Annotated in this window: 13 protein-coding genes; 7 read left to right on the plus strand and 6 right to left on the minus strand. The window is 66.4% G+C overall.

From position 1 onward, the window contains the following. The 5 genes from JGR78_RS01750 to mdh form a co-directional block, all read right to left on the minus strand. A complete protein-coding gene (locus tag JGR78_RS01750) occupies positions 1-2,967 on the minus strand; it encodes a 2-oxoglutarate dehydrogenase E1 component (RefSeq protein ID WP_182791510.1) in 2,967 nt (988 codons plus the stop codon). Between the two features lie 109 nt (positions 2,968-3,076). Next, positions 3,077-3,961 (minus strand): succinate--CoA ligase subunit alpha, encoded by an 885-nt coding sequence (gene sucD, locus JGR78_RS01755; protein ID WP_182791509.1) that lies wholly within the window; start codon positions 3,959-3,961, stop codon positions 3,077-3,079. An 18-nt stretch (positions 3,962-3,979) separates the two neighbouring features. Further along, positions 3,980-4,486, minus strand: a complete 507-nt coding sequence (locus JGR78_RS01760; RefSeq protein WP_182791508.1) for a hypothetical protein — start codon at positions 4,484-4,486, stop codon at positions 3,980-3,982. 23 nt (positions 4,487-4,509) lie between these two features. Then, a complete protein-coding gene (gene sucC, locus JGR78_RS01765; RefSeq protein ID WP_182805089.1) occupies positions 4,510-5,703 on the minus strand; it encodes an ADP-forming succinate--CoA ligase subunit beta in 1,194 nt (397 codons plus the stop codon). A 250-nt stretch (positions 5,704-5,953) separates the two neighbouring features. Then, positions 5,954-6,916: a malate dehydrogenase gene (gene mdh / locus JGR78_RS01770; RefSeq protein ID WP_182791506.1), complete on the minus strand. Its 963-nt coding sequence runs from the start codon at positions 6,914-6,916 to the stop codon at positions 5,954-5,956. A gap of 126 nt (positions 6,917-7,042) precedes the next feature. Here mdh and JGR78_RS01775 point away from each other — a divergent pair, with 126 nt between their 5' ends. Next, complete coding sequence (locus JGR78_RS01775; RefSeq protein WP_370576390.1) at positions 7,043-7,789, plus strand: sulfite exporter TauE/SafE family protein; 747 nt, start codon at positions 7,043-7,045, stop codon at positions 7,787-7,789. A gap of 4 nt (positions 7,790-7,793) precedes the next feature. Here JGR78_RS01775 and JGR78_RS01780 read toward each other — a convergent pair whose 3' ends face one another. Further along, positions 7,794-8,321: a ferritin-like domain-containing protein gene (locus tag JGR78_RS01780; RefSeq protein ID WP_200559404.1), complete on the minus strand. Its 528-nt coding sequence runs from the start codon at positions 8,319-8,321 to the stop codon at positions 7,794-7,796. Positions 8,322-8,502: 181 nt separating this feature from the next. On the opposite strand from JGR78_RS01780, the gene JGR78_RS01785 reads away from it, so the two are divergent. The 6 genes from JGR78_RS01785 (at position 8,503) to sdhC (ending at position 12,598) form a co-directional block, all read left to right on the plus strand. Continuing rightward, entirely contained in the window at positions 8,503-9,342 is an 840-nt protein-coding gene (locus tag JGR78_RS01785) for a CoA ester lyase (protein WP_182791505.1), read from the plus strand. A gap of 39 nt (positions 9,343-9,381) precedes the next feature. Then, on the plus strand, positions 9,382-9,927 hold the full coding sequence (locus tag JGR78_RS01790) for an NnrU family protein (RefSeq protein WP_182805091.1): 546 nt from the start codon (positions 9,382-9,384) through the stop codon (positions 9,925-9,927). A gap of 2 nt (positions 9,928-9,929) precedes the next feature. Further along, positions 9,930-10,136, plus strand: coding sequence for a DUF1737 domain-containing protein (locus JGR78_RS01795; RefSeq protein WP_182805093.1), 207 nt, complete (start codon positions 9,930-9,932; stop codon positions 10,134-10,136). A 5-nt stretch (positions 10,137-10,141) separates the two neighbouring features. Beyond that, complete coding sequence (locus tag JGR78_RS01800) at positions 10,142-11,179, plus strand: MaoC family dehydratase (protein ID WP_182791502.1); 1,038 nt, start codon at positions 10,142-10,144, stop codon at positions 11,177-11,179. After that, positions 11,176-12,045 carry an endonuclease/exonuclease/phosphatase family protein gene (locus JGR78_RS01805; RefSeq protein WP_182805095.1) on the plus strand — a complete coding sequence of 290 codons (870 nt, stop codon included), beginning with the start codon at positions 11,176-11,178 and terminating at the stop codon, positions 12,043-12,045. Before JGR78_RS01800 ends, JGR78_RS01805 begins: the two co-directional genes overlap by 4 nt. Positions 12,046-12,208: 163 nt before the next feature. After that, positions 12,209-12,598, plus strand: coding sequence for a succinate dehydrogenase, cytochrome b556 subunit (gene sdhC, locus JGR78_RS01810; RefSeq protein ID WP_182791500.1), 390 nt, complete (start codon positions 12,209-12,211; stop codon positions 12,596-12,598). Positions 12,599-12,603: the final 5 nt, after the last annotated feature.

The following is a 12,603-nucleotide window of genomic DNA, read 5'->3' on the forward strand; positions in this document are numbered from 1 at the left end:
TCAGGCTCCGATCGTGATGGCGTCGTGGACCAGCGTGTCCTGTTCGACCTTGTGGCGGCTGGCGAGGCCCGTCGCGACCGAGGCCTGCGCGACCCGGCCGACATAGCGGGCGCGGGGATGGCTGGCGCCGACGCGGTGCAGGACCCATTCAAGGTTCGGTTCCACGAAGCTCCAGGCGCCCTGGTTCTTGGGTTCCTCCTGGCACCAGACGATCTCGGCCTGCTTGAACCGCTCAAGCTCCTTGGACATCGACTGCGCGGGGAAGGGATAGAACTGTTCCAGCCGCAGCAGGTAGACGTCATCCGCCCCCGCCTCGTTCCGGGTGGCCAGCAGGTCGTAATAGACCTTGCCCGAGCAGATCACGACGCGGCGGATCCGGTCGTCCGGGGCAAGCTGGAAGTCCACCTTGCCGCGTTCCGCGTCGTCATGCAGCACCCGGTGGAAGGTCGAGCCGGTCTGGAACTCCTCGGCCGTGGAAACCGCCAGCGGATGGCGCAGCAGCGATTTGGGCGTCATCAGCATCAGCGGCTTGCGGAAGCTGCGGTGCAGCTGCCGCCGCAGGATGTGGAAGTAGTTGGCCGGAGTCGTCAGGTTCGCAACGATCCAGTTGTCCTCGGCCGACATCTGCAGCCAGCGTTCCAGCCGGGCCGAGGAGTGTTCCGGCCCCTGACCCTCGAAGCCATGCGGCATCAGGACGACAAGGCCCGACATCCGCAGCCACTTCTTTTCGCCCGACGAGATGAACTGGTCGAACATGATCTGCGCGCCGTTGGCAAAGTCGCCGAACTGGGCTTCCCACATGACCAGCGCGTTCGGCTCGGACAGCGAATAGCCATATTCGAAGCCCAGAACCGCGTATTCCGACAGCATCGAGTCGATAACCTCGTATCGCGCCTGCCCCTCGCGGATGTGGTTCAGCGGGTAATGGCGGTCCTCGGCCGTCTGGTCGACAAAGGCAGAGTGACGCTGACTGAAGGTGCCGCGCGCTGAATCCTGCCCCGACAGGCGCACCGGATGCCCTTCGGCCAGCAGGCTGCCGAAGGCCAGCGCCTCGCCGGTGGCCCAGTCGAAGCCGCGCCCGGTCTCGAACATCTGCTTCTTGGCTTCCAGCAACCGGCCCACGGTCCTGTGCAGGTCAAAGCCGTCGGGTACCCGCGTCAGCGCCGCGCCCACCGCCGTCATCGTCTCGGCCGGGATGCCGGTCTCGCCGGGGTGATAGTCTTCGCCCTCGGGCTTGAGGCCGGACCACTTGCCGTCGAGCCAGTCGGCCTTGTTGGGCTTGAAGACCTTGCCGGCCTCGAACTCCTCGTTCAGATGGGCCTGGAAGGCGGCCTTCATGTCCTCGATCTCGCCTTCCGGGATCAGGCCGTCCTTGACCAGCCGCTCGGTGTAAAGCTGCAGCGTCGTCTTGTGCGACTTGATCTGCTTGTACATCGCCGGGTTGGTGAACATCGGCTCGTCGCCTTCGTTGTGACCGAAGCGGCGATAGCAGAAGATGTCGAGGACGACGTCCTTGCGGAACTTCTGCCGGAACTCTGTCGCAACGCGGGCGGCATGGACGACGGCCTCGGGGTCGTCACCGTTGACGTGGAAGATCGGCGCCTCGACCATCAGGGCGATGTCGGTCGGATAGGGGCTCGTCCGGCTGAAATGCGGCGCGGTGGTGAAGCCGATCTGGTTGTTGACGATGATGTGGATCGTCCCGCCTGTCCGGTGCCCGCGGATGCCCGACAACTGCAGGCATTCCGCGACGACGCCCTGGCCCGCGAAGGCCGCATCCCCGTGCAGCAGGATCGGGATGACGCTGGTGCGGTCGATGTGGTCGTTATACTGGTCCTGCTTGGCGCGGACCTTGCCCAGCACGACCGGGTTCACCGCCTCGAGGTGCGAAGGGTTCGCGGTCAGCGACAGGTGCACGCTGTTGCCGCCGAACTCTCGGTCCGACGAGGCGCCGAGATGGTATTTCACGTCGCCCGAGCCGTCCACGTCCTCGGGCTTGTAGCTGCCGCCCTGGAATTCGTGGAAGATCGCGCGATAGGGCTTTTCCATCACGTTGGCCAGCACCGACAGGCGGCCGCGGTGGGGCATGCCGATGGCGATCTCCTTCACGCCCAGCGCTCCGCCGCGCTTGATGATCTGTTCCATCGCCGGAATCAGCGCCTCGGCCCCGTCCAGGCCGAAGCGCTTGGTGCCCATGTATTTGACATGGAGGAACTTCTCGAAGCCCTCGGCTTCGACCAGCTTCTTCAGGATCGCCTTGCGGCCCTCCTGGGTGAAAGCGATCTCTTTCCCATAGCCCTCGATCCGCTCTTTCAGCCAGGCGGCCTGCTCGGGGTCCGAGATGTGCATGAACTGCAGTGCGAAGGTGCCGCAATAGGTCCGCTTCATCAGATCGGAGATCTGGCGGATGGATGCGACCTGCAGCCCCAGCACGTTGTCGATGAAGATCGGCCGGTCGAGGTCGCCCGAGGTGAAGCCGTAGGTCGCCGGGTCAAGCTCTCCCAGCGGCGGCACCTCGCGGATGCCCAGCGGGTCCAGATCGGCGTGCAGGTGGCCACGGATGCGATAGGCGCGGATCAGCATGATCGCGCGGACGCTGTCCAGCACGGCGCGGCGCAACTGCTCGTCCGACAGCGACACGCCCTTTTCTTCGGCCTTGGTGGTGATCTTCCTGATCGCGGCCTTGGCCTCGGCCTCGGTCGCCATCGGCCATTCTCCGGTCAGCGCGGCGGTGTTCTCGTCCGAGGGCATCGGCGGCCAGTCGGGGCGTGCCCAGCTTGCGCCGCTGGCGCCGCGGGTGACGGTGGCCTCGCTGTCGCCGAGGCTGCGGAAATATTCATCCCAGGCCTGATCGACGGCGGCCGGATCCTTCGCCCACTGGCCATAGAGCTGTTCCACGTAAGCCGCGTTCGCCCCCTGCAGGAAGGACGAATCGCGGAAGGCGGAGTTCGGGGATTGATCGTTCATGACGGACACCTGACCGGCTTGGCCTTGTGAAGGGCAGGGCCGTTTCGCCGCGCCCGGGGGAAAGTCTTGCCGCCCCAACCTAAGCCGGGGCGGCGCGTTATCAACTGCCTTAGCGGCCCATCGCCTTCAGCACGGCCTCGCCGAGGCCCGCGGGGCTGTCGGCCACGATGATGCCGGCGGCCTTCATGGCCTCGATCTTCGATTCCGCGTCGCCCTTGCCGCCCGAGACGATGGCGCCCGCATGGCCCATGCGGCGGCCGGGGGGCGCGGTACGGCCCGCGATGAAGCCCGCGGTCGGCTTCCAGCGGCCGCGCTTCTTCTCGTCGGCGAGGAACTGCGCCGCCTCTTCCTCGGCCGAACCACCGATTTCGCCGATCATGATGATCGACTCAGTCTCGTCGTCGGCCAGGAACATTTCCAGCACGTCGATATGCTCCATCCCCTTGATCGGGTCGCCGCCGATGCCGACGGCCGAGGACTGGCCGAGGCCCACGTCCGAGGTCTGCTTGACCGCCTCATAGGTCAGCGTGCCGGACCGCGAAACGACGCCCACGCGGCCGCGCTTGAAGATGGAACCGGGCATGATCCCGATCTTGCATTCGTCGGGCGTCATGACGCCGGGGCAGTTCGGCCCGATCAGGCGGCTGGACGAGCCTTCCAGCGCGCGCTTGACCTTCATCATGTCCAGCACCGGGATGCCTTCGGTGATGCAGACGATCAGCGGCACCTGCGCGTCGATCGCCTCAAGGATCGAGTCCGCCGCGAAGGGCGGGGGGACGTAGATCACGCTGGCATTCGCGCCGGTCTGTTCAACGGCCTTGTGGACCGAGTTGAAGACCGGCAGGTTCAGATGCGTCGTGCCGCCCTTTCCGGGGGTCACGCCGCCGACCATCTGCGTGCCATAGGCGATCGCCTGCTCGGTGTGGAAGGTCCCCTGCGAGCCGGTGATGCCCTGGGTGATGACCTTGGTGTTCTTGTCGACGAGAATGGCCATTCCGTGTCCTTGTCGGTCTTACAGCTGGATACGCGCCAGCATGATTTCATTGAAATGGTGGCCGAGGGAATTGCGCGCGGTAGCGATCCCTTCGTTCGGCCCGACCTGCCAGATTTGTTCCGTGCCACTGTCCTTGAGCAGCCGGGCCTGCGGGAACCACGCGGCCATCGACTTGTGGATTTCCGCGTTCTGCCCGGTCTGGGCACGGGCGCGGACGGCGCACAGCCTGCCGTCCCTCGAAATCCGCACCGCAGGGCGCAAGTCGTTGGCCACGAACTGCCGCAGCCCATCGCGCCAGCCGCCATCGGGAACGAAGCCGGCCGCCCGCAGCCGCGCCGCCCGGTCATTCGCATCGGCGCTACCCTTAATGCAGAACCGCTCGAAGTTCCCGGTCAGGCTGCGGCCAGTCGCTTTCGGCACGGCGAGAAGCGGGGATGTATTGGCAAGCTCTTGCCGCTCGGCGAAGTTCGCGTCGTTGTCCGTGGCGCAGGCGGTCAGGCCCGCCAGCGCGACAACTGCGAACATTGCATTGAGAGCGGCAGGTAACATCAGCCCTTGACCGCCTTCACGATCTTCTCGGCCGCGTCCGAAAGATCATCTGCCGGGATCACGTTCAGCCCGCTCTCGCGGATGATCTGCTTGCCGAGGTCCACGTTCGTGCCTTCCAGCCGCACGACCAGCGGGACCTGCAGCCCCACTTCCTTCACCGCGGCGATGATGCCTTCCGCGATGATGTCGCAGCGCATGATGCCGCCGAAGATGTTGACGAGGATGCCCTTCACGTTCGGGTCCGAGGTGATGATCTTGAAGGCCTCGGTGACCTTCTCCTTGGACGCGCCGCCGCCGACGTCCAGGAAGTTCGCCGGTTCCGCGCCATACAGCTTGATGATGTCCATCGTCGCCATCGCCAGCCCGGCGCCGTTCACCATGCAGCCGATCTCGCCGTCCAGCGCGATGTAGTTCAGGTCGTGCTTCGAGGCTTCGAGTTCCTTGGGGTCTTCCTCAGTCTCGTCGCGCAGCGCCATCACGTCCTTCTGACGATACAGCGCGTTGTTGTCGAAGCTGACCTTGGCGTCCAGAACCTTGATCTGCCCCGCTTCCGTCACGATCAGCGGGTTGATCTCCAGCATCTCCATGTCGCGCTCGACGAAGGCTTTATACAGCAGCTTCACCAGCGCCACGCATTGCTTGACCTGATCGCCTTCCAGCCCAAGGGCGAAGGCCACCTTGCGGCCATGGAAGTCCGACAGGCCCGTGGCCGGATCGACCGAGAAGCTGACGATCTTCTCAGGCGTCGAGGCCGCGACTTCCTCGATGTCCATGCCGCCCTCGGTCGAGGCAACAAAGCTGATGCGCGAGGTTGAGCGGTCCACCAGCAGCGCGAGATACAGTTCCCGCGCGATGTCGGAACCGTCCTCGACATAGATGCGGTTCACCTGCTTGCCGGCAGGGCCGGTCTGGTGGGTGACAAGCGTCGAGCCGAGCATGGCGCGGACGTTTTCCACGACCTCGTCCACCGACTTGGCCAGCCGGACGCCGCCCTTTTCGCCGGCTTGCGTCTCCTTGAACCGGCCCTTGCCGCGCCCGCCCGCGTGGATCTGGGACTTGACGACCCAGAGCGGGCCGGGCAGCTCCCGCGCCTTGGCTTCGGCTTCGTCGGCGGAAAGGACCGCGCGGCCCTCGGACACCGGCGCGCCGTATTGCTTCAGCAGCGCCTTGGCCTGGTATTCGTGGATGTTCATCGGGAACCTCGCAGGGAAACTCGCGTTCATGTGCCAGAACGCGCGTGCAAAGCAAAGCCGCGCGTTCCGCTTTTGGTGAAAGGCCGCAGTTTTTCCAAGTTCCGTGATCACATGCCATCGGCGTGTGATCACACTGTTGATGTGCTATTGTATGCAGCCGCTCGGGCAAGCCCTCCCGCTTCGTCCGCGCTAAAAGAAAGGGCCGCCCCGAAAAGGGCGGCCCTTGCCGTTCCGAGGCAGAGGCGAGGGTTCAGGCCAGCGAGTTGTCGATGCCCTTGCAGGCTTCCACGAGGCCCTTCACCGCCTCGATGGACTTCTGCATCATCGCCTGCTCTTCGGCGTTCATCTCGATCTCGATGACCTTCTCGATGCCACCGGCGCCGATCACCGTCGGAACGCCGACATACATCCCGTCAAGCCCGTAGGCGTTCTGGACATAGGCCGCGCAGGGCAGGACGCGCTTCTGGTCCTTGAGATAGGATTCCGCCATCTCGATGGCCGAGGTCGCGGGCGCGTAGAAGGCCGAGCCGGTCTTCAGCAGGCCGACGATTTCGGCCCCCCCGTCGCGGGTGCGCTGGACGATGGCGTCCAGCTTCTCCTGCGTGGTCCAGCCCATCTTCACGAGGTCGGGCAGGGGGATGCCGCCGACGGTGGAATAGCGGACCAGCGGCACCATCGTGTCGCCATGACCGCCCAGAACGAAGGCCGTCACGTCGCGCATGGACACGCCGAATTCGAGGCTCAGGAAGTGGCGGAAGCGGGCCGAATCCAGCACGCCCGCCATGCCCACGACCTTTTCATGCGGCAGGCCGGAAAACTCGCGCAGCGCCCAGACCATCGCGTCCAGCGGGTTGGTGATGCAGATGACGAAGGCGTCGGGCGCATGGGCCTTGATGCCCTCGCCCACGGACTTCATGACCTTGAGGTTGATGCCCAGCAGGTCGTCGCGGCTCATCCCCGGCTTGCGCGGCACGCCCGCGGTCACGATGCAGACGTCGGCGCCCGCGATGTCGGCATAGTCGCTGGTACCCTTGAAGCTGCCGTCGAAGCCTTCGGAGGGGCCGGATTGCGCGATGTCCAGCGCCTTGCCCTGGGGCGTGCCCTCGGCGATGTCGAACAGGACGACGTCGCCCAGTTCCTTGATGGCGGCGAGATGCGCCAGCGTGCCGCCGATCTGTCCGGCGCCGATGAGGGCGATCTTGGGACGGGCCATGGAGTCCTCCGTTTGGCTGATGGGTCGGGGCCGCGATAGACCCTTTGCCCGCCCTCGCGCAAGGCGTAGAGCGGCGCGGACGGCTGCCCGCAGGCCCGGAATGCGGTGAAACGACAGGGGTGGGACGTGGATCTGACGGTCGGGGGCTGGCTGCTTCTGGCGCTTGCTTCGGCGCTGGTGGGGCTGGCAAAGGGCGGGCTGGCGATGGTGGGGATGCTGGCGGTGCCGATCCTGTCGCTGGCGATGTCGCCGGTGCAGGCGGCGGGGCTGCTGCTGCCGGTCTATGTGGTGTCGGACGCCTTCGGGCTGATCGCCTATCGCCGCCACTGGGACCGCCGCGTGGTCACCCGCCTGCTGCCCGGCGCGGTGGCGGGGGTCGCGCTGGGCTGGGCCACGGCGAGCCTTGTGGACGACGCCTGGGTCGGCGGCATCGTGGGGGTGATCGGCGCCTGGTTCGCGGTGATGACCCTGCTGCGCCCTGCGCCCGAGGATGCAGCCCCGCGCGAGCCCGACTGGCTGCGCGGCACCGGCTGGGGGGCGGTCACGGGCTACACCAGCTTCGTCAGCCACTCGGGCGGGCCGCCCTATCAGATCTATGTCCAGCCGCTGCGGCTTGGCCCGCAGACCTATGCCGGCACTGTCACGGTCTTCTTTGCGGTGGTGAATCTGGTGAAGCTGGTCCCCTATGCGGCGCTGGGGCAACTGGGGGCGGCAAATCTGGGAAAGGCCGCGACCATGATCCCGGTCGCGGCCGCAAGCGTCTTCGTAGGTGTCTGGCTGGTGCGGCGGATTCCGCAGCGGGCCTTCTACCTGTTCATCACCTGGGCGCTGCTGGCGGTGTCGCTGAAGCTGATCGCCGACGCGGTGATGTAGCGGCTCACTCGTCGTCCTCGTCATCCTCGGACGAGGTTCCGGCGGCGGTGGGGTTGGCCCGCTCTTCGGCGATCTCGGACAGCAGGTCGTCGGCGGCTTCCTCCTGTTCAAGGATGTCGGACATGATCTCGGCGACCTGCTCCAGCCCCAGAAGCTCGGCATAGGCGCGCAGGCTTCCGTAGCGGGCGATCTCGTAATGCTCGACCGCCTGGCAGGAAAAGATGATCGCCGCGTCGCCCGCCGCCGTGCCGCCGAAATCCTTCAGCAGCGAATCGCCTTCCTTGAGGATGCCGTCCATCGCGTCGCATTTCTCGGACCGTGGCTTTTCGCCCATCGCCTCGAAGGCTTCCTCCAGCATGGTGATCTGCTGAGCCGTCTCTTCCAGGTGCTTTTCCAGTCCGCTCTTGAGTTCCTCGTCCTGCGCCGCCGCGATCATCTTGGGCAGGGCCTTCTGGATGCGCGCCTCGGCGTAATACATGTCCTCAAGCCCGTGCTTGAGCAGGTCGGTCAGTCCCATCTGTTCGGTCGCCATGTTCGTGTCCTCTCGGGTTGATGCGTGGGTGGTCCAGACAGGGGAAAGCCGCGAGGGCGCGATGGGTTTCCCGCCCCTGACAAAATCTAAATTCGCCGCAGTGCAGCATATGGTCTTGCCGCCGGGGGCGTCACGGGGCACTCATTCCCCCGTCATCCAGCAAGTGAGAGAGCCTGCCGTCATGTCGCGCCCCTATCGTTCGGTCCTTTACATCCCCGCCGCCAACCAGCGCGCCATGGAAAAGGCCCGCACGCTGGCCGCCGACGCGATCATCTTCGACCTCGAGGACGCGGTGGCGCCCGCCGAGAAGCCCGGCGCCCGCGATCTGCTGCGTCATGCGCTGGCGCAGGATTACGGCGGGCGGGCGCGGATCGTGCGGATCAACGGCTTCGACACCGAATGGGGCCGCGACGATGCGGCCGCCTTCGCGACCGGCGCCGACGCGGTGCTGGTCCCCAAGGTCAGCCGCCCCGAGGATCTGGACGCGGTCGCCGCGCTGACCGGCGAGACGCCCCTGTGGGCGATGATGGAAACCGCGCTGGGGATGCTGAACGCCGCCGCCATCGCCGCCCATCCGCGGCTTGAGGGCATGGTGATGGGCACCAACGACCTTGCCAAGGAACTGGGCAGCCGCAACCGCCCCGACCGGCTGCCGATGCAGACGGGCCTGGGCCTGTGCCTGCTGGCCGCGCGGGCGCATGGTCTCGTGATCGTGGACGGGGTCTTCAACGCCTTCAAGGACGACGAGGGCCTGCGTGCCGAATGCCAGCAAGGCCGCGACATGGGCTTCGACGGCAAGACCCTGATCCATCCGGCGCAGCTCGACATCGCCAACGCGGCCTTTGCACCCACCGAGGCCGAGGTGGACCTGTCCCGCCGCCAGATCGAGGCCTATGAGGCCGCGATTGCCGAGGGCAAGGCCGTGGCCGTCGTCGATGGCCGCATCGTCGAGAACCTGCATGTGGAAACCGCCCGCAGGACCCTGACGAAAGCGCAGGCGATTGCCGCGCTGGCGGGCTGATGGCAGGGTGGCGCGAACTCGCATGAAGGATGTCCCCGCATGATCCTGCTGATCCTTGGCGTCGCGCTCTGGTGGGGCGCGCATCTTTATAAACGTATGGCGGCGCATCCCTTGCCGGACAGCCGGCGCAAGGGTGTGGTCGCGGGGGCGCTGGTCGTTTCGGTGCTGCTGATGACCATCGGCTACCAGCAGGCCGATGCGACGATCTGGTGGGCGGCAGGCCCGGCGCTGAAGGGAATCAACAACCTTCTGGTGCTGGTGGCCTTCTTCCTCTTCGCCTCGGCGGGGATCAAGAACCGCATTGGCACGCAGATGCGGCATCCGCAACTGACCGGCTTTTCGCTCTGGGCCTTTGCGCATCTTCTGACGAACGGCGACCTGCCGTCCTTCGTGCTGTTCGGCGGCCTGCTGCTGTGGGCGCTGGTCGAGATGGCCGTCATCAACCGGGCCGAGCCGAACTGGGTCCGTCCCCCGCACCGGACCGTGATCCGGAAAGAGGTCATGGCGGCCGTCGGCGCACTGTTCGTCTATCTGGTCGTCGGCCTGATCCATGGCCTCGTCGGCCCCAACCCCTTCGGAGCCTGAGGATGCCAACGATCTACCGCCTGCTGACCGAGGACGACACTTCGGTCTTCTGCCACAAGGTCAGCCTTGCGCTGTCAAAGGGCTGGATGCTGCACGGCGCGCCCTCGATCGCCTTTGATCCCGTCCGGGGCGTCATGCGCTGCGCGCAGGGTGTCACCAAGGAGATCGCGGCCGCCTATCACCCCGGCATGAAGCTGGGCGAGCAGTGATGACGATGGCGACCAAGACCAATCCGGGCCGATTCTTCGAGGATTACCGCGTCGGCGAGGTGATCCGTCACGCCGTCCCCCGCACCGTCTCGGGCGGCGAGCGGGCGCTGTATCACGCGCTTTATCCCGCCCGCCACGCGCTGCATTCCTCGGACGAGTTCGCCCGCGGTTGCGGCCTGCCCGCCGCGCCGATGGACGACCTGATCGCCTTCCATTCCGTCTTCGGCAAGACCGTCCCCGACATCTCGCTGAACGCGGTGGCAAATCTCGGCTATGCCGAGGGGCGCTGGCTGGAACCAGTCTGGCCCGGCGACACGATCCGGGCGGAATCCGAGGTGATCGGGCTCAAGCAGAACTCGAACGGCACCTCGGGCAATGTCTATGTCCGCACCCGCGGCCTGAACCAGCGCGACGTGCCGGTGCTGGAATATGTCCGCTGGGTCATGGTCCGCAAGCGCGAGGCCGCGAGCCCCGCGCCCGACGAGATCGTGCCGCGCCTTGACCGCGTGGTGCTGCCGCAGGCGCTGGTGATCCCGGACGGGCTGGATTTCAGCGACTACGACTTCACCCTTGCCGGAGAGCCGCACCGCTGGGGCGACTATCAGGTGGGCGAGGTTATTGACCACGTGGACGCCGTGACGGTGGAAGAAGCCGAGCACATGCTCGCCACCCGCCTGTGGCAGAACACCGCCAAGGTGCATTTCGACGCGACCTTCCGCGACGATGGCGCCCGGCTGATCTACGGCGGCCATGTCATCAGCCTTGCCCGCGCGCTGTCCTTCAACGGGCTGGCCAACGCGCAGATGATCGTGGCGCTGAACGCGGGCGCCCACGCCAACCCTTGTTTCGCCGGCGACACCGTGCGGGCATGGTCCGAGGTGCTGGACCGCGCGCCGACCAACGCGCCCGGCATCGGCGCCCTGCGCCTGCGGCTGGTCGCCCACAAGGGCGAGCCGGGGAACCTGACGCTGAAGCGCGAGGACGGGCGCTACGCGTCCCATGTCCTGCTGGATCTCGATTACTGGGTGCTGATGCCGCTGTGAGGTGGCGCAGGCTCGGACGCGCTGCGCTGGCCGCGGGGCTGGTGCTGCTGGCTGCCTCATACGCCGGGCGGCTGCATCCCGCGGGCGATTCCCTGGCGGTCGGGCGGCCGTTCCTTGCGGCGGTGCTGGTGCTTGGCGGTCTTGTCCTGCGCGGGGGTGCGGGCTGGCTTGCGGCCGCCCTGGGGGCGCTGGCGCTGGCGCCGATCCTCTGGGCGATGAGGCCGCTGGCCCCGCTCGTGCCGCAGATCATCGTCTACCAGAAGAACCTGCTGCATTCGGTCGATGATCCTTCGGGCATTGCCGCCGACATCCTGCAGGCCCGCGCCGACGTCGCGCTGCTGCAAGAGGTCAGCCGGACAAACGCGGGCGTGACAATCGCGCTTGCCGGCGAGATGCCGTATCAGGTGGTCTGCCCGGCACCGACGCCGGGCACCGTCGCGATTCTGTCGCGCTGGCCCTTTGCCGCGAAACCCAATTGCGCCACCGGCGTCGGCATGGCCTCGGTCCGCGTGCTTGCACCCGAAGGCGCGGTCACGGTCGTGTCACTCCACCTCGGCTGGCCATGGCCCTATGGTCAGGCCGCGCAGGTGGAGCGTGTTCTGCCGCAGCTCGCCCGTCTGGCAGAGCCGGTGGTGCTTGGAGGCGACTTCAATGCCGTCCCGTGGTCGTACATCGTTTCGCGCGTTGCCACTGCCACCGGGACGGAAGGGGCGGGCCCGGTGCGGCCGACATTTCTGCTTGGCGGGCTGCCCATCGCCATTGACCATGTCCTTGCACCCGCCAACTGGTCGGCAGCAGCCATCATGCGGCCATGGTTCGGCTCGGACCATCGCGGGCAGGTGGTGAATCTGAATGGCAGGTTGTGATCACTAGCTATGATCTTGTGATCACAACCGACGCTAACATCGTCCGTGACACGGCGGGACTTGAACAAACCCGTGACACGGACGAAAGGATGTCTAGAGAGACCAGCAGTTTCAAGCCAGCCCGCGCGCCAGCTTGGCCCGCGCTTTTCGGACAGGAGCGCCCATGGCGGACATCCCCCGCGGCAATCGCCCGCTTTCGCCCCATCTCAGCGTCTATCGGCTGCCGATGGCGGCGGTCACCTCGATCATGACCCGCATCACCGGGCAGGCCCTCATGGCCGGGCTGCTGCTGATCGTCTGGTGGCTGGTCGCGGCCGCCACCGGCCCGCGCGCCTTTGCCACCGCCGACTGGGTGCTGCGCAGCTGGATCGGCTACCTGATCCTGTTCGGCTCGGCCTGGGCGCTGTGGTTCCACTTCCTCGCCGGGGTGCGGCACCTCTTCTATGACGCGGGCCTCTTGATGACGCGCGACGACGCGCAGCGGGCAAGCTGGGTCATCATCATCGGCTCGGTGGTGCTGACGCTGATCACCGCTTTCATGTTCGCATTCTGAGGGGA

Origin of the sequence: Paracoccus sp. MC1862 (genome assembly GCF_016617715.1) — a bacterium.
GTDB lineage: Bacteria > Pseudomonadota > Alphaproteobacteria > Rhodobacterales > Rhodobacteraceae > Paracoccus.

Excerpts from the sequence above, each read along its gene's own strand:
- JGR78_RS01780 (WP_200559404.1), bottom strand. The coding sequence starts at position 8,321 with ATGGCGACCGAACAGATGGGACTGACCGACCTGCTCAAGCACGGGCTT.
- JGR78_RS01790 (WP_182805091.1), top strand. The coding sequence starts at position 9,382 with ATGATCCTGCTGATCCTTGGCGTCGCGCTCTGGTGGGGCGCGCATCTT.
- JGR78_RS01795 (WP_182805093.1), top strand. The coding sequence starts at position 9,930 with ATGCCAACGATCTACCGCCTGCTGACCGAGGACGACACTTCGGTCTTC.
- JGR78_RS01760 (WP_182791508.1), bottom strand. The coding sequence starts at position 4,486 with ATGTTCGCAGTTGTCGCGCTGGCGGGCCTGACCGCCTGCGCCACGGAC.
- sdhC (WP_182791500.1), top strand. The coding sequence starts at position 12,209 with ATGGCGGACATCCCCCGCGGCAATCGCCCGCTTTCGCCCCATCTCAGC.
- JGR78_RS01785 (WP_182791505.1), top strand. The coding sequence starts at position 8,503 with ATGTCGCGCCCCTATCGTTCGGTCCTTTACATCCCCGCCGCCAACCAG.
- sucC (WP_182805089.1), bottom strand. The coding sequence starts at position 5,703 with ATGAACATCCACGAATACCAGGCCAAGGCGCTGCTGAAGCAATACGGC.
- sucD (WP_182791509.1), bottom strand. The coding sequence starts at position 3,961 with ATGGCCATTCTCGTCGACAAGAACACCAAGGTCATCACCCAGGGCATC.
- mdh (WP_182791506.1), bottom strand. The coding sequence starts at position 6,916 with ATGGCCCGTCCCAAGATCGCCCTCATCGGCGCCGGACAGATCGGCGGC.
- JGR78_RS01750 (WP_182791510.1), bottom strand. The coding sequence starts at position 2,967 with ATGAACGATCAATCCCCGAACTCCGCCTTCCGCGATTCGTCCTTCCTG.
- JGR78_RS01800 (WP_182791502.1), top strand. The coding sequence starts at position 10,142 with ATGGCGACCAAGACCAATCCGGGCCGATTCTTCGAGGATTACCGCGTC.